This is a genomic window from uncultured Parabacteroides sp. (genome assembly GCF_902493135.1).
Lineage (GTDB): Bacteria > Bacteroidota > Bacteroidia > Bacteroidales > Tannerellaceae > Parabacteroides.
Genome location: NZ_CABUOD010000012.1, coordinates 1 through 21,794 on the forward strand (window position 1 = coordinate 1; position 21,794 = coordinate 21,794).

The window sequence follows — 21,794 nt, forward strand, 5'->3', positions numbered from 1 at the left end:
CGTCTTTTGATGCCGCAAGTTACATCACGCCTCAAAATTATTTAGGACAATATTGAATACATAATTGATTATTGCCCCGCTACCCGGTACAGAACAGCCCGGTGCTTATTATTTTTGCCAGTTAAACAGATCATAGAGAAAATAAATCTTTGTTTCTCCCGTTAATAAACCTATAACGACAATAGATCATGAAGATTCGTACGATAGCTACGCTACTATTTATATTACTTTCGATACCTGCTTTCGGACAGGGACGTGCCAAAATCAGCGGTTACATCCGCGATGCGGACGGCAATCCGCTGGATCTGGTCAACGTCCGGGTCAAGAACACGTTAAACGGAGCGATGAGCAATGAAAAAGGCCACTATTCGTTGTCGGTTGCGACCGGCGACTCGGTGACGCTTATCTATTCATGCCTGGGCTACAACAAGGCCGAACGGATCATCCCGCAGGTAACCAAAGATATGCGGCTCAACGTGCAAATGAACTACACCTCGATCGAACTAGGCGAAGTGACGGCCACCGCCATCCGCAAACAAACGACCACCCTCGAAACCCTGAATGCCGACCGCGTCAAGCTGCTTCCCGACCCTGCCGGAGGAAGTATCGAAAGCCTGGTCGTCACCTTTGCGGGCGTTACTTCCAATAACGAATTAAGTTCGCAATACTCCGTACGCGGCGGCAGCTATGACGAAAACATCGTATATGTGAACGGACTGGAAGTGTTCCGTCCGCTGCTCATCCGTTCCGGGCAACAGGAAGGGCTGAGTTTTATCAATCCGGACATGACGGAAGCCGTCAACTTTTCCGCCGGCGGGTTTGAAGCCCGTTACGGAGACAAGATGAGCTCCGTGTTGGATATCACCTACAAGAAACCGAAAGGATTAGAAGGTTCGGCCTCCGCCAGCCTGCTGGGGGCCAATGCCTATGTGGGTAGCTCCTCCGGCAAATTCACACAGGTGACCGGTTTCCGCTACAAAACGGGGCGTTCCCTCCTGAAAACAACCGATACGGATGCCGAATATGATCCGAACTTTATTGACTTGCAGACTTATATGACATACCGGTTTGCCCCGAAATGGGAGATCAACTTCCTCGGTAACCTGGCCATAAACAATTATAAATTCATTCCCCATACCCGTGAAACATCCTTCGGTACAGCAGCCAACGCTAAAAAATTCAAAGTATTCATGAACGGGCAGGAACGGGATAAATTCGAAACGCTATTCGGTGCGCTTACCTTAAAGCACAACCTGAACGAGAACACCGAACTCGGCCTCCAAGCATCCGCTTTTACCAGCAAAGAAGAGGAAGGATATGATATTGCCGGCGATTACTGGCTGGGAGATGCGGCCGAAGAAGGCGGAGGGGAAATACAGAATTTGTCCATAGCACGCTATAACGAACACGCCCGCAACCGCTTGCACTCCAACATCATGAATATCGGACATTATGGCATCGCCCGCCTGAAAAACAACACGTTGAAATGGGGTGCCATCGTCCAGATGGAAAAGATCAACGACAAGATCAGCGAATGGGAAAAGCGCGACTCTGCCGGATACTCGCTGCCACAAGGGGGCGGGAATGTCAACGTGATCGCAAACCTGTTCTCGGACAACAAACTGGAAAGCACACGCATTTCCGGCTATTTGCAGGATGTATTCAAGTTCCGTACCAAACAAGGTCTGTTCACGCTGGTCGGCGGTGTACGCGGCAGTTACTGGAGTTATAACAAAGAGTTTATATTCAGCCCGCGTGCTTCACTCGGCTTCATTCCGAACTTCGACCAGAACCTGACCTTCCGCTTGGCTTCCGGCCTGTATTACCAGTCTCCTTTCTATAAGGAATTGCGTACGACCGTACAGGATGAACATGGCAACAGTATCATACGACTGAATAAAGACCTGAAATCGCAACGTTCCATCCATGTCATCGCAGGTGGCGATTATACCTTCCGGGCATCCGGCAGGAATTTCAAAGTCAGTGCCGATATGTATTATAAAAAGCTGGATAACCTGAACCCTTATACGGTAGATAATGTCAAAATCCGCTATTACGGTGAGAACTGCGCACAAGGTCATGCAATGGGCCTTGATGTCAAATTCTTCGGCGAATTTGTGCCGGGCACGGACTCCTGGATCAGTTTCTCCCTGATGAAAGCGGAGCAAAGCATCCGGGGCAGCGAATATGTACCGATGCCTAACAGCCAGGGTTATAACGTTTCGCTCTTTTTCCAGGATTATTTTCCCGGCTACAAGCGCGTCAAGCTGAATCTGAAAGGCGTACTGTCCGGCGGCCTTCCCGTCACAGCCCCGCGTACAGGCTACGAGGACGGCTATTTCCGTACTCCGACCTACAAACGTGTGGACCTCGGTTTCTCTTACCAGCTTGCCGGAGGGACGGATGCGATCATGGACCGCGGATTCTTCCGCAATCTCAAGAACATTTGGCTCGGTCTCGACATTTTCAACCTGTTCGACATAAAGAACACAAGTTCCTATTATTGGATAACCAACATAGACAACCACCAGTACGCAATCCCGAACTACCTGACCGGACGGCAGTTGAATGTTCGCCTTATCGTTGATTTTTAGCCGTATGATTTAAAAAATATGCTTTTTAAACATATCCGAATCATGCTGATAAATATTAACGAATTATTTCACTATTCATAAAAAGAGTGTACCTTTGCCCACATAGAACAAAAAACAATATTAAATTACTAAATTATTATTGACATGGAACTTACACATATCGAACATTTGGGTATCGCAGTGAAGAGCATCGAAGCTTGTCTGCCGTATTATGAAGAAGTTTTAGGATTGAAATGCTACAACATCGAAGAAGTTGCAGATCAGAAAGTAAAAACAGCATTCTTTAAAGTCGGTCAGACTAAGATCGAGTTGCTGGAACCGACAAGCGAAGATAGCACAATCGCTAAATTTATCGAAAAGAAAGGTGAAGGTATCCACCACATTGCATTTGCTGTTCCCGACGTACAGGCAGCATTGGACGAAGCAGAATCAAAAGGTGTCAAACTGATCGACAAAGCTCCGCGCGGTGGTGCAGAAGGCTTGAACATTGCATTCCTTCACCCGAAATCGACTTGCAGCGTTCTGACTGAGCTTTGCATGCCGGGAAAATAAAGTACGGGCGGTTCGCGAACCGCACCAACAATTAAATATTCATTTCTAACAAGTACGGGCGGTTCGCGAACCGCTCCGACAACAAATCTATAGTACAATGAGTAACCAACTTGAAAAAGTAAAGGAGCTTATCGCCCTTCGCGAAACAGCTCGTTTAGGTGGTGGAGAAAAAAGAATTGAATCTCAGCACAAGAAAGGCAAATACACAGCACGCGAACGTATTGCCATGTTGCTGGATGAAGGAAGTTTTGAAGAATTCGATATGTTCGTACAACACCGTTGTACAAACTTCGGTATTGAAAAAACTAAGTTTCTGGGCGACGGTATCGTAACAGGTTACGGTACGATCGACGGACGCCTGGTATATATTTATGCTCAGGATTTCACCGTATTCGGTGGTGCTTTGTCTGAAGCATTGGCAATGAAGATCTGTAAAGTTATGGATCAGGCAATGAAGATGGGCGCTCCTGTCATCGGTTTGAACGACTCAGGTGGTGCACGTATCCAGGAAGGCGTTAATGCTTTGGCCGGTTATGCGGAAATCTTCCAGCGCAATATCCTGGCTTCCGGTGTTATTCCCCAGATTTCCGGTATCTTCGGCCCGTGTGCCGGCGGTGCGGTCTACTCTCCTGCCCTGACAGACTTCAATATCATGACCCGCGGAACAAGCTATATGTTCCTGACCGGTCCGAAAGTAGTAAAAACAGTAACAGGTGAAGATGTTACACAGGAACAGTTAGGTGGTGCAAGCGTACACACGACCAAATCCGGTGTGGCTCACTTCGCAGTCGATACGGAAGAAGACGGTTTGCAGTTGATCCGTAAATTGATCAGCTTCCTGCCACAGAACAACTTAGAAGAAACTCCGCTGATCGAATGTAAAGATCCGATCGACCGTCTGGATGATAACCTGAACGACATCATTCCTGACAATCCCAACCAGGCTTACGATATGTACGACGTAATCGGAACCATCATCGATAATGGGGAATTCCTGGAAGTACATGCCGATTATGCCAAGAACATTATCGTCGGTTTTGCCCGTTTCAACGGCCAGACTGTCGGTATCGTAGCCAACCAGCCGAAAGTAATGGCAGGCTGTCTGGACAGCAACGCTTCCCGCAAAGCAGGCCGTTTCGTCCGCTTCTGCGATGCGTTCAACATCCCTCTGGTTACATTGGTAGACGTTCCGGGATTCTTGCCGGGTACAGGCCAGGAATATAACGGTGTAATCCTGCACGGTGCAAAATTGCTTTACGCTTACGGAGAAGCTACAGTGCCCAAAGTAACCGTAACATTGCGTAAGTCTTACGGTGGCGCTTACTGTGTGATGAGTTCCAAACACCTGCGCGGCGATATGAACTACGCATGGCCGACAGCCGAAATCGCAGTTATGGGCCCGAGCGGCGCCGTAGAAGTCATCTTCGCAAAAGAAGTGGCTGCCGCAGAAGATCCGAAAGCTTGCGCAGCTGAAAAAGAAGCCGAATACAAAAAAGCATTTGCGAATCCGTACAATGCAGCTCAATACGGCTATATCGACGATGTTATCGAACCGCGTAACACCCGTTTCCGTATCATTCGTGCTTTACAACAGTTGCAGACTAAGAAGTTAAGCAATCCTGCCAAGAAACATGACAATCTGCCTCTATAATTCTTAAAACAGGAAATGAATATGATGAATAAGAAAATAGGGGCATTGCTGCTGTTCGCGTTGCTCGTTTCATTCGGGGCAAAAGCACAGCGTGCAACCTCCATGCGAATAAATGAAGTGCTGGTCGTCAATGAGGATAACTTCGTTGATGATTACGGCAAACGCCACGCTTGGATCGAATTGTTCAACAATTCGGCAGGTTCGGTCAATATTGCCGGTTGTTACTTGACTAACGACAAGAGCAACCCGAAAAAATATCCGATTCCGAAGGGCGACGTTCTGACAGTCATCCCTCCCCGCCAGCACACTTTGTTCTGGGCGGACGGAGAACCTAATCGAGGTACATTCCATGTTAATTTCACTCTTGACCCATCAAAAGAAAATTACATCGCATTGTATGATGCAGACGGTAAAACTCTGATCGATGAGATTGTTGTTCCGGCTTCACAAAAAGCGGATGTCAGTTATGGCAGAACGTTAGACGGACAAGGTGAATGGACAACTTTAACAAAAGTTACCCCCAGCACCAATAACGTGACATTGGACTCTAACGAGAAGATTGAAAACTTTAAGAAAAATGACTCCTGGGGTATCGGTATGACCCTGACTGCCATGGCAGTTGTGTTTTCCGGATTATTCCTGTTGTTCATTATCTTTAAGCAAATCGGTAAATTCTCAATCGCTGCCAGCAAACGCAATGCACGGAAAGCTGCCGGAGCTGCTGTCGTTGCAGACAATGCAGGTCAGGAATCCGGAGAAATCTTTGCTGCCATCGGCGCTGCCCTGTATGAAATGAGCGACGATAACCACGACATCGAACATACGGTTCTTACGATCCGCAAGGTTCAAAGATCTTATTCTCCGTGGAGTTCCAAGATTTACGGTTTACGTGAAGTTCCCAAAAAGTAATTATCTCTAAAAACAAACAAGAATGAAAAGTTTTAAATATACTATTAACGGTAACGTATATAAAGTACATATCAACTCGGTAGTAGATGATATCGCTGAATTAGAAGTAAACGGCACTCCCTACCATGTTAAGATGGAGAAACCGGCAAAAAAACAGATGGTTACATTGAAACGCCCGGCTCAGGCTCCGACAACGGCAAGCGGCGAACCGGTTATTTCACGCCCGGTTGCCTCAACGACCAAAGGCGCTGTCAAATCTCCGCTGCCCGGCGTAATCCTGCAGGTTAACTGCAAAGTCGGCGATGCAGTCAAGAGAGGCCAGAATCTGCTTGTCCTCGAAGCCATGAAGATGGAAAATAACATCAACGCCGACCGTGACGGCAAGATCATTGAAATAAAAGTAAACAAAGGGGATTCCGTACTGGAAGGTGCTGACCTCGTCGTAATAGGATAATATTATGTTAGGATCAGTATTATTACAGGCTGCAGGTGCGGCTCACGAAAGTTTTCTCCAGTTCCTGGGAGAAAACCTGGAGTTGTTCCTCACGTATACAGGAGTCTACAACGCGACACCGGGTCATATCATCATGATCCTCATCGGTCTGTTGTTTATCTTCCTGGCCATTAAATATGAATTCGAGCCTATGCTCCTTATCCCTATCGGTTTCGGTATCCTGATCGGTAACATTCCGTTCAAGGATGCAGGATTGCAGGTAGGTATTTACGAACAAGGTTCCGTACTGAACATCCTCTACCAGGGTGTAACCTCCGGATGGTATCCGCCGCTGATCTTCCTCGGTATCGGAGCTATGACCGACTTCTCCGCCTTGATCTCCAACCCTAAATTGATGTTGATCGGTGCGGCTGCCCAATTCGGTATCTTCGGTGCATATATCATTGCCCTCCAGATGGGATTCGAACCGAACCAGGCCGGTGCTATCGGTATTATCGGTGGTGCCGACGGCCCGACGGCGATCTTCCTTTCTTCCAAACTGGCCCCGAACCTGATGGGTGCTATTGCGGTATCGGCCTACTCTTATATGGCGTTGGTTCCTATTATCCAACCGCCGTTCATGCGTTTGCTGACTACTCAGAAAGAACGTCTGATCCGTATGAAACCGCCGAGAGCTGTTTCTTCTACGGAAAAGATCGTATTCCCGATCGTAGGTTTGTTGCTGACTTGCTTCCTGGTTCCTTCCGGTCTGCCTCTGTTGGGTATGTTGTTCTTCGGAAACCTGTTGAAAGAAAGTGGCGTGACACGCCGTTTGGCAGAAACAGCCCGTGGTCCGCTGATCGATACGATCACGATCCTGTTAGGTATCACCGTAGGAGCTTCCACTCAGGCAACTCAGTTCCTGACACTGAACTCCATCAAGATCTTCGGTTTGGGTGCTTTGTCATTCGTGATTGCAACTTGCGCAGGTATCCTGTTCGTCAAGTTCTTCAACCTGTTCCTGAAGGAAGGCAATAAGATCAATCCGCTTATCGGTAACTCCGGTGTATCTGCCGTACCCGACTCTGCCCGTATCTCTCAGAATGTAGGTCTGGAATATGATCCGACCAACTACCTGTTGATGCACGCCATGGGTCCGAACGTAGCAGGTGTAATCGGTTCTGCCGTAGCAGCCGGTATCTTGTTGGGATTCTTAGGATAATCGACTTATTCTACATAAAAATCCTCCGCATCGCCTTGATACGGAGGATTTTTTATATCCGGTTTTATCAGATATTCTGCTCGATGGTCATCGGATCTGTCTCAGGATTTGCCTCCTGTTCCAATGTTGTTCCCAAAAACAACCAGATCATCAACAGGATAATCGCGATCACCACTCCGAAGATCAGCAGTACATTCGTATTCTTTCGTCTCATGTCTATTCTTCAATATTGATTTGAAGATAAAACAAGGCGAACCCTTTTTTGGTTTAACCGTTTCCTACTTTTGGTTTCCCAACACCTTATTCTTCGCAATCGTCGCCTGAAACTCTTTCAGGTAGAACGGTTCGAAATAGGCCGTATCTTCGAATCGACCGGCGGCAAATGCTTGCTCGGCAAGCGGGACCATGTTGACGGCAAGCGGATGGATGTCCTCTATAAAAATGGCATTCGGAGAAGTGATGACGGACTTGCATTTGGCAGCACCGTTACCGAAGAAACAGATTTTGCCTTTTTCCAGATAAGGAGAATAGGAATCGGCTTCCACTATATCGGCCGTTGTCTCACGGACAAGTTTCAAAGAAGAGTCATAAATTGCGGCATAGACTTCCATCCGGCGGGCATCCAGCATGGCGCAATACAGACAACCGGTAGCTGCCTTATCTTGCCTGATAACAGTAGCGGCCATTATATCTAATGTATGAATACCGATCAGAGGAATACCGAAACCGAAGCAGAGACCTTTAGCGACTGACACTCCGATACGCAAGCCGGTATAGGAACCGGGACCGCTGCTGACCGCAACGGCATCCAGTTTTCCCCCCTTCTCTTTCAATACGGAAAGGGCTTCTTCGACAAATACGCCTAACAAGGCTGCATGCGAAGGACCGTCGAAGGAGGCCTTCTCAAAAAGAACTTCACCGTCCATAGACAACGCTACAGAACAAACGGAAGTCGATGTTTCGATACTTAATATACAGGACATAATTAATTGCCAATCTTGATTACGGATGCAAAAGTATAAAACATAACTGTAATCGCATGATCAAAATCGATTTTATTAAGACCGACAAACCCCTAATGGCGGAATATGCCTCCTAACCCATAGCTTTAGAAGGTGTAAAGCTATGGGTTAGGAGGCATAAAGCTATGGGTTAAGATCCGTCTGAAATACGGGAAGCCCGACTTTTTCCAATAATTGTCAATTGCCAATTGCCTATTGTCAATTGATTAACTATCTTTGCAATCTAATTTTTAGAACAATGATACAATCAATGACAGGATTCGGTAAGGTTACATCCGAACTCCCTTCTAAAAAAGTAACCGTAGAAATAAAGGCTCTGAACAGCAAGCAACTGGATTTGTCTACCCGCATTCCTTCCATCTACAAAGAAAAAGAAATGCAAATACGAAGTTTGTTACTCCAGTCGCTTGAACGTGGAAAAGTCGAATTTAATATATTCATCGAGTATATTGGCAAAGACATGCCTACACAGATCAACCAGGCTGCGGTGGAAAATTACTATACCCAGATCAAAGATATCGCCGACAAACTGAATATATCGGTCCCCTCCGACTGGTTTCAGACATTGCTCCGCATGCCGGACGTGATCAAGACAGAAGCCCAGGAAGTAAACGAAGAAGAATGGGACGTAGTTGAGAAAGCGATCAAAGAGGCCATCAAGCACCTCTGCGATTTCCGTATTCAGGAAGGAGCGATGTTGCAAAAGCTATTCGAACAGAAAATCGACAATATAGCCCGCCTGCTTTCGGAAGTCGAACTATACGAGAAGGAACGGATCGAAAAGATCAAAACCCGTATCATGGACAACCTCGAAAAGATTGCCGGACAGGATTACGACAAGAACCGTTTCGAGCAGGAAATGATCTATTACATCGAAAAGCTGGACGTGAACGAAGAAAAGAACCGCTTGGACAATCATCTGAAATATTTCATCAGCACGATGGAAAGCGGACACGGACAAGGCAAAAAGCTCGGTTTCATCGCCCAGGAAATGGGACGTGAGATCAACACGCTCGGCTCGAAAAGCAACCATGCCGAAATGCAAAAGATCGTCGTGCAGATGAAAGACGAACTGGAACAGATCAAGGAACAAGTATTAAACGTATTATAAGACAGATCTATGGCTGGCAAACTGATCATATTCTCCGCACCGTCAGGTTCGGGCAAATCCACTATCATCAATTTCCTGCTGAAGCAGAACCTGAACCTGCATTTCTCTATCTCGGCAACCAGCCGGGCCCCGCGCGGGACGGAAAAAAACGGTGTGGAATATTATTTCCTTACGCCGGATGAATTCCGTACCCGTATAGCAGCAGGTGATTTTTTAGAATACGAAGAAGTATATACCGACAAATATTACGGCACGCTGAAAAGCGAAGTAGAAAGAAGGCTGAATAACGGCGATAACGTGATATTCGATGTCGATGTCGTTGGCGGTTGCAACATCAAAAAGTTTTATGGCGACCGTGCCCTGTCGGTCTTTATCCAACCTCCCTCTATCGAAGACCTGCGCGAACGTCTGGAAGGACGCGGAACAGATACCCCGGAAGTAATCGAAAGCCGCATAGCAAAAGCTGAGTTCGAATTGGGTTTTGCCGGCAAGTTTGATGTAATCGTAGTAAACGACAAGTTGGAAGCAGCACAAGAAGAAGCCTTAAAGGTGATAAAAGAGTTTCTTGAAAAACCATGAATAACAAGAGATTATCCAAAAAGTGGTTATGCACGTTCATTATAATAGCAATCGCCGCTCTTGCCACCTGCGTCGTCGGTCTGTATAATAAAGAATACATTATCGCAATCGGTACGGGGTTGGTATTTGGCGCACAAGTCTTCAACATCATCAAGTGGAAACGAAACTAACACGGCAGACGGAAGGGAAACGGAAAACCGGCATCTATTCCGGTTCCTTCAACCCGGTTCACATCGGCCACCTGGCATTAGCCAACTGGCTGTGTGAATTCACGGAGCTGGATGAATTATGGTTCCTGATCACCCCCCACAATCCGCTAAAAGAAAAGGAGGCACTCATGGATGACCGGCTCCGCTATGAGCTGGTGAAGAAATCCATTGCCGGCTATCCCAAATTCCATGCCAGCGATTTTGAGTTTTCCCTGCCTCAACCGACCTATACCATCAACACGCTCCGGGCATTGGAAGAACACTATCCGGACCGTGAATTTTACTTCATCATGGGGGCGGATAACTGGAAATATATCACCCGGTGGGTAGAGTACGAAGCCATCATTTCCAAATACCCGATCTTCATTTATCCGCGCAAAGGGTTTGATGTTGAAATCCCTCCTCAATATCCCCATATAAAAATGGCAGACGCCCCTTTGATCGAAATATCCTCAACCTTTATACGCGAAGCATTCGAGGCCGGAAAAGATGTCCGTTTCTTCCTGCCCGAAGCCATACGTAACCTGCCTTTCCCATTACAAAACAATACCCTTTAAGAACATAAAGCGTAAAGTCACATACGTTTTTAGGCAATAAGTAAGAAAAGTTTTGTACTTTTGCGCCGTATTATACAAAATAATAGCGTAATGAATCTATTAGAACTGAGTGAACAGGAAATCATAAGACGTAACAGCATGGAGCAGTTGCGCCAGATGGGGATAGAGCCTTATCCCGCAGCTGAGTATGTAACGAACGCATTTTCCAAAGAGATAAAAGAGAATTTTAAAGACGATGCAGAGCCTCGTCCCGTAAGTATTGCCGGCCGTATCATGAGCCGCCGTATCATGGGAAAGGCATCCTTCATGGAATTGCAGGATTCGGAAGGAAGAATACAGGTTTACATCTCTCGTGATGATATTTGCCCGGAAGAAAACAAAGATCTGTATAACATCGTTTTCAAGAAATTGCTGGATATCGGCGACTTTGTCGGAATCAAAGGTTTCGTATTCCGTACGCAGATGGGTGAAATTTCCGTCCATGCACAAGAAATAACGGTATTATCCAAATCACTCAAGCCGCTACCGGTTGTCAAATACAAAGACGGTGTGGCATACGATGGATTCAACGACCCGGAATTGCGTTACCGCCAACGCTATGTCGACCTGGTGGTCAATGACGGAGTAAAAGATATTTTCATGAAGCGTGCGGCGGTCATCAAAACCATGCGTGCCGCTTTGGACGAAGCCGGATATACGGAAGTAGAAACTCCGATCCTGCAATCCATTCCCGGAGGGGCAAGCGCACGTCCGTTCATCACGCACCATAACTCACTCGATATCGGCCTCTATCTGCGCATCGCAACCGAGCTCTATCTGAAACGATTGATCGTCGGAGGTTTCGAAGGTGTTTACGAAATCGGCAAGAACTTCCGCAACGAAGGCATGGACCGTACGCACAACCCGGAATTCACCTGCATGGAGCTTTACGTCCAATATAAGGACTACAACTGGATGATGAGCTTCACCGAGCAATTGTTGGAGCGTATCTGCATCGCGGTCAACGGCACGAGCGAAAGCGTAGTCGAAGGCAAAACCATCAACTTCAAAGCCCCTTACCGCCGTCTGCCGATCCTGGATGCCATCAAGGAAAAGACCGGTTACGACCTGAACGGCAAAAGCGAAGACGAGATACGCGCGATTTGCAAGGAATTGAACCTCGAAATCGACGAGACAATGGGCAAAGGCAAACTGATCGACGAAATCTTCGGCGAATTTTGCGAAGGCACGTTTATCCAGCCGACTTTCATCATCGACTATCCGGTCGAGATGAGCCCGCTGACTAAGATGCACCGAAGCAAACCGGGATTGACCGAACGTTTCGAACTGATGGTCAACGGAAAAGAATTGGCAAATGCCTATAGCGAGCTAAACGATCCGATCGACCAGGAAGAACGCTTCAAAGAGCAATTGCGCCTGAGCGAAAAGGGGGACGACGAAGCGATGTTCATCGACCAGGACTTCTTACGCGCCTTGCAATTCGGTATGCCTCCGACGTCCGGTATCGGTATCGGCATCGACCGTCTGGTGATGTTGATGACAGGTCAGACGACCATCCAGGAAGTGTTGCTCTTCCCGCAGATGCGCCCGGAAAAGACCGTTAAGAAAGATGCAGCTGACAAATACGCGGCATTGGGCATCGATGAAGCATGGGTTCCCGCTTTGCAAAAAGCCGGATATATTACAATCGACACGCTGGCCGATGTCAATCCCAACAAGTTGAGACAGGAGCTATGCGAAATGAATAAGAAATACAAACTGGAATTGCAAAACCCCTCTGCCGAAGAAGTGGAGGCATGGATTGCCAACGCAACCAAATAAATAGAATAATACTATGAAATTGCCCGGAAAAATTGCAATAATGGGAGGTGGTAGCTGGGCTACCGCCTTGGCCAAGATTGTACTTTCTACACAAGATAGTATTAACTGGTATATGCGTCGGTCCGACCAAGTGGAAGAGTTTTTGTTGTTGGGACATAATCCCAGCTACCTGTCCGCCGTCAAATTCGATACTGACAAAATCAAATTCTACACGGATATCAACGAAGTAATCAACGATTCCGACACCTTGATTTTCGCCACCCCGTCTCCTTTCCTAAAGCAGCATTTAATGAAGGTGACGACCTCCATGCAAGACAAATTCATCATTTCGGCCATCAAGGGGATCGTGCCGGACGAGAACATGCTCGTAGCCGACTACTTTGCCGAATACTACAATGTCCCGATCGACAATATCGCCGTTATCGGCGGCCCGTGCCATGCCGAAGAGATCGCGCTCGAACGGTTGTCCTACATCACATTGGCCTGTCCGAACATCGAGAACGCAAGAGCCTTCTCTTCCGTATTCAAGAACCAGTATCTGAACAACTCCTGTTGCAAGGATGTTACAGGTATTGAATATGCTTCCGTATTGAAAAACGTATATGCCATCGTCGCAGGTATCTGCCACGGAATGAAATACGGAGACAACTTTTTAGCTGTTTTCATCTGTAACGCCATCGAAGAGATGCGTAATTTCCTCGACGCCGTACACGGATTGGAACGGGACGTGACAGATTCGGTTTATCTCGGAGACCTCCTGGTAACCGCCTATTCCCGCTTCAGCCGTAACCGTACGTTCGGAACCATGATCGGGAAAGGTTATTCCGTCAAAATAGCCCAGCTTGAAATGGAAATGATTGCCGAGGGATATTACGGAACAAAGTGTATCCGTGAGATAAACGAAAAATATAAAGTAAACATGCCGATCCTAGATACTTTATATAGTATTCTATACGAAAAGAAATCGCCGACTACCGCGATACGGCAGTTGACTGAAACATTTAAATAATAATGTAAATATGAAGAACATCAGTCTTAACATTGACAAAGCACTGGGTACCGTAACGAAAGAACAAGTGTACGCTCAGGCTTCAAAGGCTAACGAATGTAATGCCACTTTACAAAATGGAAATGGAGCAGGTAACGACTTTTTAGGTTGGTTGCACCTCCCCTCTTCTATTACAGATGCCGAATTGACAGACATCGAAAATACGGCAAACGTACTTCGTTCCAAATGTGAAGTGGTTGTCGCCATCGGTATCGGCGGTAGCTATCTGGGAACAAAAGCAGTGGTAGAAGCCTTGAACAACAGCTTCGACTGGTTACATACGGACCGTAAGAACCCGGTTCTGGTATATGCCGGACACAATATCGGTGAAGATTACCTGTATGAACTTTGCGAAATCCTGAAAGGCAAACAGTTCGGTCTGATCAATATATCCAAATCCGGTACGACTACCGAACCGGCTCTGGCTTTCCGCATGCTGAAAAAGCAATTGGAAGACGCCGTCGGCAAAGAAGAAGCCAAACACCGCATCGTCGCCATCACGGATGCCAAAAGAGGCGCCCTGCGCACACTGGCTGACCAGGAAGGCTACAAGACATTCATTATCCCCGACAACGTCGGCGGTCGGTTCTCCGTACTGACTCCGGTCGGTTTGCTGCCTATCGCCGTTGCCGGTATCAGCATCCGCGATCTGGTTGCTGGAGCCGTTTCGATGGAAAAAGCTACAGACGTAAGCGTTCCTTTTGCCGAAAACATGGCGGAAATCTATGCGGCTACACGCAACGAATTATATAAGAGCGGCAAGAAGGTCGAAATCCTCGCTAACTTCCACCCGAAACTCCACTACATCGCTGAATGGTGGAAACAACTGTACGGTGAAAGCGAAGGCAAGGACGGTAAGGGCATTTTCCCGGCTTCCGTCGACCTGACAACCGACCTGCACTCTATGGGCCAGTGGATCCAGGATGGAGAACGTACGATATTCGAAACCGTCATTTCTGTTGAAGAACCGACTCACAAGATGCTTGTCCCGACGGACGAGGCGAACTTGGACGGTCTGAACTTCCTCGCAGGCAAACGCGTGGACGAAGTGAACAAGATGGCAGAACTGGGTACTCAGTTGGCTCACGTAGACGGTGGTGTCCCCAATCTGAAAATCACCATGCCGGAAGTAAGCCCTTACTACATCGGCCAGTTGTTCTACTTCTTCGAAAGAGCCTGCGGTATCAGCGGTTACATGTTAGGTGTAAACCCGTTCGACCAGCCGGGTGTAGAAGCCTATAAAAAGAACATGTTCGCCCTGCTGAACAAACCGGGTTACGAAAAGGAAAGCGAAGCGATCCGCGCACGGTTGTAATCAGCAATCACACAACATAAAATAATTTTTTCAGGCACGGTCCTTTCAAAAGAATCGTGCCTGAAAACTATCTATTAGTAAGCGTAAAAAAGAAATGATCCAAGAAGCAATCACCCGATATCTGCAAAAGCAGCAACAAACTTTCCTTTTTCCCAAGGCCGTACTTTTCGATATGGATGGCGTCCTGTATGATTCCATGCGTTTCCACGCCCGGGCCTGGTACGAAACGGCCACACACCATCAGTTGATCTCCACCCCGGAACTATTCTACCTGTATGAAGGCCGGACGGGTGAAAGCACGATCAACGAGTTGTACCAAAAGACTTTCGGACGGGATGCGACCGAAGATGAAAAGAAGTCCATCTACGAAGAAAAAGCGGTCTTGTTCAATCAATATAACGACGGAAAAGAGATGCAAGGAGCAGCCGAGGTATTGAAAGCGGCAAAAGCCTCCGGCTTGCAAACACTTGTCGTAACCGGGAGCGGACAACACAGCCTGCTGGACAAGCTGGAACATACCTACCCTGGCTATTTCAAACGGAAAAAGATGGTGACGGCCTTCGACGTGAAGTTTGGTAAACCCCATCCCGAACCCTATCTGATGGGATTGGAAAAAGCAGGCGTCAAAGCCCATGAAGCCTTCGTCATAGAGAACGCCCCGATGGGCGTACAGGCAGGAGTAGCAGCCGGGATTTTCACGATAGCGGTCAATACCGGACCATTGGATAACCGGGTTTTGCTCGACGCCGGTGCCGACCTGCTTTATCCGAGCATGACGGCTTTAGCGGAGGATTGGGAGAATCTTATAAATGCGATCAAGAACTCTTAATAAATTTAGGGAGGTTTTGACACCTCCCTAAAAAACTTATAAGAACTTCTTACTTCACATAATCCGCCTTGTTCAGGAAATCATAGCTCTGCTGGACGCTGGCAACCGGATCGTTCTGAGTGTACTGTTCGACTTCGACATACCAATCTTTGATATTGTTAGCATACATCTGGTCGAAGATTGGCTTGAAGTCCATCTTGCCACTGGCTCCGATTTCCTTTTCGTCTTTGATATGGACCGCCTTGAATTGGCTCGGACGGTTCTTCAGGTAAGCAACCGGATCACCACCGCCTTCCTGTACCCAATATACGTCCATTTCGAAGAACACATGGTTCGGGCTTACATTATCCAACAAGAAATCGTAGATCAACTGGTCCTCGATTTTGCGGAATTCAAAAGCATGATTATGATAACCGAATGCGATGCTGGCAGCCGCCGTCTTATAGCCGACGGTATTGAAATAGTCGCAATACATCTTCAAGTCGTCCAAAGTCGTCTGGTCGGTAACCGGCATCCACGGTTGAACCATGTATTTGACACCTAATTCATTGTGGGCATCGATAGCCTGATCCCACCAACTCATCACTTCGGCTTCTTTTTCCTTCGTGAATGCTTGACCCAAGTGGGCGCTCGTGCATTTCATACCCAGGTCGTTCACCATCTTCTTGAACTCGGCCGGAGCCAAACCGTAGATCTTGCCATTGTCATAGCTGGCTGTTTCAAGATTCTTATAGCCCATCTTGGAAGCCGTTTCCAACACCTTCTGGATCCCTTCTTCTTTTACAAGGTCTCTTAAGGAATATAGCTGAAGCCCGATATACTTGGAGGACTCGGAAGCTGACGCTTTACCGGCACAAGAAGATAACAACTGAGGCATCACCATACCCCCTGCGAGCATTAACGAAGCCCGCTTTAAAAACTCACGTCTGTTCTGCATAGTACTAAAAAATTAAGTTTGCTTTGAGAATTTCTACAAAAGTAAAACTATATTCGGTGGATTCTAACATAATAACGTTAAAATCATCAAAACGGAGTCATGAATTTTTTCTTATTTGGAAACGGTAGATCACGCAGGCCAGTAGGAAATAGACGCCCGCCTGAATCCATAACACATGATATTCATGCGATACCTCGTTCAATGTCGCTCCGCAAGTATTGATGCGGATGAATCCCTGGATGCCCGGCGTCGAGGGGAACAGATACCCTACGGTCTGCCAGAAAGGAGGGATCGCTTCTTTCGGCCAGGAAACTCCGGAAATGAAGATCAGGATCACGGACGTAAAGACAAACACCAGCATGGGCGCCTCGCGGGTCGTCATGAAACCGGACAACGTCATGGCAAAGAAGATCGAGGCAAACAGGTATGGCAGGATGAACAACAAGATCGTGACCGGATCGCCCACCTGAGGCAGGGAGAAGAGCTTCGGCACGACGGCCAACACCCAGATACAGACCGGCACATAAATCAGGATATATGTCAGAGACTTGCCCAACACGATACGCAAAGTCCCGTTAAAATGCCGGTCTGCCGGGACAAGGCCATGGGAACGGTTCTTCTCGCGTGCCGTCCCTCCCAACATGCCGATCCCTAAAACCAACGTTTGTTGGATGACCAAAATCAGGATGGCCGGAACCAGGAAGCTGGCAAAGCCGTTTTGCGTATTGAAGAGGGTCACGGACTCATAGGGAATCGGGTCGACCGTTATCTCCTCCTGCTTCGCCGACGCACCCGGAGCGTTATGCATCCGTATTTCTTTCCCCAGATCGAACGACACTTCCGTTGCCGCCAACAAGAACGCCTTATAAAACAAAAGGCTGCTCATATCACAATACAAAGGGACGGTCGTCTGCCTCCCCGCATGCAAATCCTTGCTGAACTCGGCTGGGAAATAGAGGATCCCATAGGCTTCCTTCCGGTCCAGCATCCGCCGGGCCTCCTCCATATCCGTCCGGACGGCGACCACCTTGACATCGGGCGTAGCATTCACACGACGAGTAAACTCGCGGCTCAGATAAGTATCGGACTGATCCACGACCACCATCTTCGCCTCGTGCACCACTTCGTTATTATAAATAAAGGAATAGAGCAACGGATAAGCAAAAGGCACCAGGAAAAAGAAGATCAGCACGCCTTCGTCCTTGAAGACGTTTTTCAGCTCGTCCTTCCAGATGTAAAAGATGTCCAGGATCCCTTCCTTGATCATATATCGTAAACGATGTTCTCTTTTCATTGCTTTTCGGTTTTACGGAATATATTTAAAGTACAACAACGCCTTCTTCAGGTTCTTTCCGATCAGGAAAGGCAAAACGAGAAAGCCCGTGAGCCAGGCATATTCGGTCCAACTATAGATGAAAGGCCTTCCGTTCAAAGCCTGGTCGACATAGATCAGGAAATAGTGCCGGAGCGGGAACAGGTCGGAGAGCGCCTGCAACGTAGGATCCATCCCCAACACCGGGAAAGAGAACCCGACGATGGAAAAGGCGATCATCCCGAACAGGCAAGCGAAGCTCAGTCCCAAGCGGAAAGTCGGCAACACACCGATCATGAAAATCCCGACCGCCTGTGAAGCGATCACCAACAAGAACAAGGCCGACAACATCGGTAGCCAGCCGCTATTCAACGGAAACGAATTGAACCCGTACAAGGCCGCCGCATACAAGAATGCCACGATCGTAAAAACCACCGTATGAGGCAATAGCTTTCCTATGAGGCTCGCCGTAAGCGAGTTCCCGCCCATCTCCAACCATTCGCGGGCCGTCGAGTATTTGATCTCGGAACCGATGCTCAACACCGTCACCAGGAAAATCATCAATTGCAAGACACCAGGCAAAAGCGTGTTGTTCAGATAGACCGAATAGTTAAGCCACGGATTCCCGATCGCGTGCGTGTCAATCACGATCGGCTGGAGTTGCGCGCGCGTCTGGGCTTCGGTATAGCCATGCGCCAACCCCGTTTGAAGACCGACCGAAGCACCAGCCAAGACCGACATGGTTTTCATATCCCGGAAGAGCAGGGATGCAGCAATAAGATAAGTCCCGTTCGTATAGAACGACAACTTAGGCTGCCGGCCTGCCGTCGCATCCACGCCGAAATCCTTCGGGATATAGAAAATGCCGTAGACTTTCCCTTCCTGCATCGCCCGGCGGGCTTCCTCGAACGAGACGGTCGTCAGCACCACCTTCGTCTGTTCGAAAGCATCCAACTGGCGGACCAAGTTGCGAGAGTTGGAAGAGCCGTCCAGATCGACAACCGCAACAGGCATATCGGTCGGCAAGCCCTCCCGCATCAACGAAAGGAAAAAGACCACACAGATAGCCGGAGCCACCAACATGCAAAAGAAGTAGACCGGGTTCTTGCTAATCCTGGATACCTCACGCTTTGCGATTGACAATAGACAATTGGCAATTGATAATTGACTCATTGATTTATTTTTCAATCCTTAATTCTCAATTTTTAATTTCTTAATGACCGACATTCCAGGACGTAAGTCAGCCACTTTTTCCACCGGCCGGGCACGCACCTCGAATGTCTTGGAGTCGAACTGCCCGTTCGTTTTCGTCGCTTTCCAAGCGGCGTATGTCCCCATATCCTTCATATAATAGACTTTCAACCTGACCGGCCGGTTGTCCAACGCCGGAATAAAAGCGTCTATCTCGGAGCCGACCTTGATGTCTTTCAGAAGGTCTTCGCGGATGCTGAAGGTCACCCACATATCGTTGAGGTCAATGATATTCATAATCGGTGCGCCCGTACCGACCAGTTCGCCCACTTCCGGGAAACGTTCGGACACTTCGCCGTCGATCGGTGAGACGAGAGCCGCTTCCTTCAGGTAGGATTCCACTTCGGCAACCGCTCCCCCGGCCTGTTGCACAAGAGCGGAGGCGGCGGCCTTATCTTCCGCACGGGCTCCGTCCACGGCCATGTCATACTGGGACTTGGCGGCTTTCTCGGTAGCGATCATCGCCTTGTAATTGGCTTCCGCCTCATCACGTTTCTGGGCGGACATGACCCCTTTGTCGAACAAGTTTTGCACGCGCGTATATGATTTACGGGCAATATCCAATCCGGCCTTCGCCTTCTGCCACATCTCGTATGCGCCGGCGATCTCCTGAGCGCGAGCTCCCTTGACAGCCTTTGCTTGCTGGGCTTCGGCGGCACGGCGCACGGCCTCCGCCTGCTGGAGCTTGGCAAGGACTTCGGGCGTATCCAGGAAGACAAGCGTGTCACCCGCCTTCACCTTGTCGCCTTCACCGAAACGATAGGCTTCGATCCGTCCGGGCACTTTACCGGAAATCCGGACTTGCGTAGCTTCCGCCTGTCCCATGATGATATCGTCCGGCGGTGTCAGCAAAAAGAAACCGGTTAATGCGACTAATCCGACCACACCTAAGAATGTAATAAATGCCAGCAGCATGTTGTTGATCGAAAACTTCTTATCCTCGTTCATAAGAGTATGTATTATTTTTTAATTTTTAATTCTCAATTTTTAATTTCCCCATCGCTTTTGTCAAGTAGACCTCCGTCAGCCTCACCTCTATCTGCGCATCTATCAGGCTGGAACGCGCCGACACCCAGGCCGTCTGGGCCTGCATCAGGTTAAGGGCCGGGATCACGCCTTCCTCGAATCCGAGGTTGGCATGGCGGAGGTTCTCTTCCGCATTCTCCATATTGCGGGCGGAAGCGGCCAGCTTCTTGTTCGCCTCATTGACCTTGTAGACGGATTGGTTGACCTGCAATTCCACCTTCTCGCGGGCATCCTGCCACTCCAACGACTTGATGCGTGTCTCGGCACGGGCCGAATTGCGTTTATAGCTTCCTTCCCACCAGCCGGAAAGCGGCACTTTCACCATCACCCCGAAATTGAACATCCCGGCAAATTCGTTCTTAAAGCCGTTCATGGAATTAGGATTCGTGACCAAGTAGTTCGCCATAAATGCCACATTCGGCAACATATCCGCCAAGACGATCCGTTCCTTGCGTTTATAAATCTTGGTCGCCAAGTCGAGGCTCCTCAACTCGCTACGGTTCATGAAGGCCTCATTCACATCGGCAGCCGTAACGGAGGGCTCCGTCGGGAAATCTTCCATATCCTCATCGGCCAAAGCAAGCGGCTCTTCCAATGGCAACCCGCATATCTGTGCCAATAGCATACGGGAAAGGGCCAGCCCGTTATCGACCTTCGTCTGCGCCATCTCGGCTTCGTTCAGTTTGACTTTAACGGAAAGCCCGTCGGCTTCGGTCGCCACTCCCTCGCCGATCATCGCCGTCATGTCGTGATCGGTCTTGCGGAGCAAATCGACATAGGCGTCGGCCAACTTCTTTTTATTTACTAAAGAAATCACCTGCCAATAGGTTTCATCGGTTTTATAGATGACATCCTGCAATTGCAGGTCATTCATCGACTCGGCCAATTGCTTGGCGTACTTGGCGATCTGGTTGTAATTGATAATCTTGCCCCCCATAAACACAGGTTGCACGAGTGAAACGCTTCCGACCCAGATATTCTGGATGTCGAGGTGTTGCAAGTCGTCCACCCCTTCCGCCAACTTCCCGAACACCGGCAATTGGGCGATCGGTCCGAGAGCCCCTCCGATAGAAGAGCCGAGTGCCCCCATATCCAACAGGTTGATATCTTTCTGGTTCCACATATACGCACCGGTCGCCGAGAGCCCGGGAAAGTATTTGGTGAAAGCGGCGCTTTTCTCATAACCGGCCATTTTAATCTTTTCTCCCGAAATCTTCAGCTCTTTGTTGTTCCGGATAGCCATCTGTCGGCATTCCTCCAATGTCAACGTACGCCCGGCACTTGCATAGCCCGACGAAACCAGTAACGCGACTAATACGACGAATCTTTTCATCTCTATCTTGTTTTATTCGGATTCTTCTCTAACGGTGCAAAAGTACGGGTTCGCTTTAAATATAAAATTGAACTAATTCAATA

General features: G+C 48.3%; 21 protein-coding genes. 14 read left to right on the forward strand and 7 right to left on the reverse strand.

Annotated elements, in window-relative coordinates:
* Positions 1–188 precede the first annotated feature (188 nt).
* The 6 genes from RDN79_RS07365 (at position 189) to RDN79_RS07390 (ending at position 7,361) form a co-directional block, all read left to right on the forward strand.
* Positions 189–2,594, forward strand: a complete 2,406-nt coding sequence (locus tag RDN79_RS07365; protein WP_298554995.1) for a TonB-dependent receptor — start codon at positions 189–191, stop codon at positions 2,592–2,594.
* Between the two features lie 144 nt (positions 2,595–2,738).
* On the forward strand, positions 2,739–3,146 hold the full coding sequence (gene mce / locus RDN79_RS07370) for a methylmalonyl-CoA epimerase (protein ID WP_022322820.1): 408 nt from the start codon (positions 2,739–2,741) through the stop codon (positions 3,144–3,146).
* 97 nt (positions 3,147–3,243) lie between these two features.
* Entirely contained in the window at positions 3,244–4,797 is a 1,554-nt protein-coding gene (locus RDN79_RS07375) for an acyl-CoA carboxylase subunit beta (protein WP_298554990.1), read from the forward strand.
* 21 nt (positions 4,798–4,818) lie between these two features.
* Positions 4,819–5,706 carry an OadG family transporter subunit gene (locus RDN79_RS07380; protein WP_298554987.1) on the forward strand — a complete coding sequence of 296 codons (888 nt, stop codon included), beginning with the start codon at positions 4,819–4,821 and terminating at the stop codon, positions 5,704–5,706.
* A gap of 22 nt (positions 5,707–5,728) precedes the next feature.
* The gene (locus RDN79_RS07385; protein WP_298554985.1) at positions 5,729–6,160 is read left to right on the forward strand and encodes a biotin/lipoyl-containing protein; all 432 of its coding nucleotides are present in this window, start codon (positions 5,729–5,731) and stop codon (positions 6,158–6,160) included.
* A gap of 4 nt (positions 6,161–6,164) precedes the next feature.
* Entirely contained in the window at positions 6,165–7,361 is a 1,197-nt protein-coding gene (locus RDN79_RS07390) for a sodium ion-translocating decarboxylase subunit beta (protein ID WP_298554982.1), read from the forward strand.
* A 67-nt stretch (positions 7,362–7,428) separates the two neighbouring features.
* On the opposite strand, the gene RDN79_RS07395 is transcribed toward RDN79_RS07390, so the two are convergent.
* On the reverse strand, positions 7,429–7,575 hold the full coding sequence (locus tag RDN79_RS07395) for a hypothetical protein (protein WP_298554979.1): 147 nt from the start codon (positions 7,573–7,575) through the stop codon (positions 7,429–7,431).
* Between the two features lie 64 nt (positions 7,576–7,639).
* On the reverse strand, positions 7,640–8,344 hold the full coding sequence (gene tsaB / locus RDN79_RS07400) for a tRNA (adenosine(37)-N6)-threonylcarbamoyltransferase complex dimerization subunit type 1 TsaB (RefSeq protein WP_298554976.1): 705 nt from the start codon (positions 8,342–8,344) through the stop codon (positions 7,640–7,642).
* A gap of 277 nt (positions 8,345–8,621) precedes the next feature.
* On the opposite strand from tsaB, the gene RDN79_RS07405 reads away from it, so the two are divergent.
* The 8 genes from RDN79_RS07405 to RDN79_RS07440 all read left to right on the forward strand — a co-directional run bounded on the left by RDN79_RS07405 (position 8,622) and on the right by RDN79_RS07440 (position 15,852).
* Entirely contained in the window at positions 8,622–9,494 is an 873-nt protein-coding gene (locus RDN79_RS07405; RefSeq protein WP_298554973.1) for a YicC/YloC family endoribonuclease, read from the forward strand.
* A gap of 9 nt (positions 9,495–9,503) precedes the next feature.
* Positions 9,504–10,073 carry a guanylate kinase gene (gmk, locus tag RDN79_RS07410; RefSeq protein ID WP_298554970.1) on the forward strand — a complete coding sequence of 190 codons (570 nt, stop codon included), beginning with the start codon at positions 9,504–9,506 and terminating at the stop codon, positions 10,071–10,073.
* On the forward strand, positions 10,070–10,243 hold the full coding sequence (locus RDN79_RS07415) for a hypothetical protein (RefSeq protein WP_298554967.1): 174 nt from the start codon (positions 10,070–10,072) through the stop codon (positions 10,241–10,243). The genes gmk and RDN79_RS07415 overlap by 4 nt, the downstream gene beginning before the upstream one ends.
* On the forward strand, positions 10,228–10,839 hold the full coding sequence (gene nadD, locus RDN79_RS07420) for a nicotinate (nicotinamide) nucleotide adenylyltransferase (protein ID WP_298554964.1): 612 nt from the start codon (positions 10,228–10,230) through the stop codon (positions 10,837–10,839). Before RDN79_RS07415 ends, nadD begins: the two co-directional genes overlap by 16 nt.
* Before the next feature lie 90 nt (positions 10,840–10,929).
* On the forward strand, positions 10,930–12,660 hold the full coding sequence (lysS, locus tag RDN79_RS07425) for a lysine--tRNA ligase (protein WP_298554962.1): 1,731 nt from the start codon (positions 10,930–10,932) through the stop codon (positions 12,658–12,660).
* Between the two features lie 13 nt (positions 12,661–12,673).
* Positions 12,674–13,669, forward strand: coding sequence for an NAD(P)H-dependent glycerol-3-phosphate dehydrogenase (locus tag RDN79_RS07430; protein WP_298554958.1), 996 nt, complete (start codon positions 12,674–12,676; stop codon positions 13,667–13,669).
* 10 nt (positions 13,670–13,679) lie between these two features.
* Positions 13,680–15,023, forward strand: a complete 1,344-nt coding sequence (locus RDN79_RS07435) for a glucose-6-phosphate isomerase (protein WP_298554954.1) — start codon at positions 13,680–13,682, stop codon at positions 15,021–15,023.
* 94 nt (positions 15,024–15,117) lie between these two features.
* Entirely contained in the window at positions 15,118–15,852 is a 735-nt protein-coding gene (locus tag RDN79_RS07440) for an HAD family phosphatase (protein ID WP_298554951.1), read from the forward strand.
* A gap of 49 nt (positions 15,853–15,901) precedes the next feature.
* Here RDN79_RS07440 and RDN79_RS07445 read toward each other — a convergent pair whose 3' ends face one another.
* From RDN79_RS07445 to RDN79_RS07465, 5 genes are all read right to left on the reverse strand, one after another.
* Positions 15,902–16,789: a sugar phosphate isomerase/epimerase gene (locus RDN79_RS07445; RefSeq protein WP_298554948.1), complete on the reverse strand. Its 888-nt coding sequence runs from the start codon at positions 16,787–16,789 to the stop codon at positions 15,902–15,904.
* Positions 16,790–16,886: 97 nt separating this feature from the next.
* On the reverse strand, positions 16,887–18,083 hold the full coding sequence (locus RDN79_RS07450) for an ABC transporter permease (RefSeq protein WP_298554946.1): 1,197 nt from the start codon (positions 18,081–18,083) through the stop codon (positions 16,887–16,889).
* A 12-nt stretch (positions 18,084–18,095) separates the two neighbouring features.
* On the reverse strand, positions 18,096–19,274 hold the full coding sequence (locus RDN79_RS07455; RefSeq protein WP_298554943.1) for an ABC transporter permease: 1,179 nt from the start codon (positions 19,272–19,274) through the stop codon (positions 18,096–18,098).
* Between the two features lie 18 nt (positions 19,275–19,292).
* Positions 19,293–20,300, reverse strand: a complete 1,008-nt coding sequence (locus tag RDN79_RS07460; RefSeq protein WP_298554939.1) for an HlyD family secretion protein — start codon at positions 20,298–20,300, stop codon at positions 19,293–19,295.
* A 25-nt stretch (positions 20,301–20,325) separates the two neighbouring features.
* The gene (locus RDN79_RS07465; RefSeq protein ID WP_298554936.1) at positions 20,326–21,711 is read right to left on the reverse strand and encodes a TolC family protein; all 1,386 of its coding nucleotides are present in this window, start codon (positions 21,709–21,711) and stop codon (positions 20,326–20,328) included.
* Between the last annotated feature and the right edge of the window lie 83 nt (positions 21,712–21,794).

Bases quoted from the DNA above. Each gene is read 5' to 3' on its own strand.
- RDN79_RS07365 (WP_298554995.1), top strand. From the start codon at position 189: ATGAAGATTCGTACGATAGCTACGCTACTATTTATATTACTTTCGATA.
- mce (WP_022322820.1), top strand. From the start codon at position 2,739: ATGGAACTTACACATATCGAACATTTGGGTATCGCAGTGAAGAGCATC.
- RDN79_RS07375 (WP_298554990.1), top strand. From the start codon at position 3,244: ATGAGTAACCAACTTGAAAAAGTAAAGGAGCTTATCGCCCTTCGCGAA.
- RDN79_RS07380 (WP_298554987.1), top strand. From the start codon at position 4,819: ATGATGAATAAGAAAATAGGGGCATTGCTGCTGTTCGCGTTGCTCGTT.
- RDN79_RS07385 (WP_298554985.1), top strand. From the start codon at position 5,729: ATGAAAAGTTTTAAATATACTATTAACGGTAACGTATATAAAGTACAT.
- RDN79_RS07390 (WP_298554982.1), top strand. From the start codon at position 6,165: ATGTTAGGATCAGTATTATTACAGGCTGCAGGTGCGGCTCACGAAAGT.
- RDN79_RS07395 (WP_298554979.1), bottom strand. From the start codon at position 7,575: ATGAGACGAAAGAATACGAATGTACTGCTGATCTTCGGAGTGGTGATC.
- tsaB (WP_298554976.1), bottom strand. From the start codon at position 8,344: ATGTCCTGTATATTAAGTATCGAAACATCGACTTCCGTTTGTTCTGTA.
- RDN79_RS07405 (WP_298554973.1), top strand. From the start codon at position 8,622: ATGATACAATCAATGACAGGATTCGGTAAGGTTACATCCGAACTCCCT.
- gmk (WP_298554970.1), top strand. From the start codon at position 9,504: ATGGCTGGCAAACTGATCATATTCTCCGCACCGTCAGGTTCGGGCAAA.
- RDN79_RS07415 (WP_298554967.1), top strand. From the start codon at position 10,070: ATGAATAACAAGAGATTATCCAAAAAGTGGTTATGCACGTTCATTATA.
- lysS (WP_298554962.1), top strand. From the start codon at position 10,930: ATGAATCTATTAGAACTGAGTGAACAGGAAATCATAAGACGTAACAGC.
- RDN79_RS07430 (WP_298554958.1), top strand. From the start codon at position 12,674: ATGAAATTGCCCGGAAAAATTGCAATAATGGGAGGTGGTAGCTGGGCT.
- RDN79_RS07435 (WP_298554954.1), top strand. From the start codon at position 13,680: ATGAAGAACATCAGTCTTAACATTGACAAAGCACTGGGTACCGTAACG.
- RDN79_RS07440 (WP_298554951.1), top strand. From the start codon at position 15,118: ATGATCCAAGAAGCAATCACCCGATATCTGCAAAAGCAGCAACAAACT.
- RDN79_RS07445 (WP_298554948.1), bottom strand. From the start codon at position 16,789: ATGCAGAACAGACGTGAGTTTTTAAAGCGGGCTTCGTTAATGCTCGCA.
- RDN79_RS07450 (WP_298554946.1), bottom strand. From the start codon at position 18,083: ATGAAAAGAGAACATCGTTTACGATATATGATCAAGGAAGGGATCCTG.
- RDN79_RS07455 (WP_298554943.1), bottom strand. From the start codon at position 19,274: ATGAGTCAATTATCAATTGCCAATTGTCTATTGTCAATCGCAAAGCGT.
- RDN79_RS07460 (WP_298554939.1), bottom strand. From the start codon at position 20,300: ATGAACGAGGATAAGAAGTTTTCGATCAACAACATGCTGCTGGCATTT.
- RDN79_RS07465 (WP_298554936.1), bottom strand. From the start codon at position 21,711: ATGAAAAGATTCGTCGTATTAGTCGCGTTACTGGTTTCGTCGGGCTAT.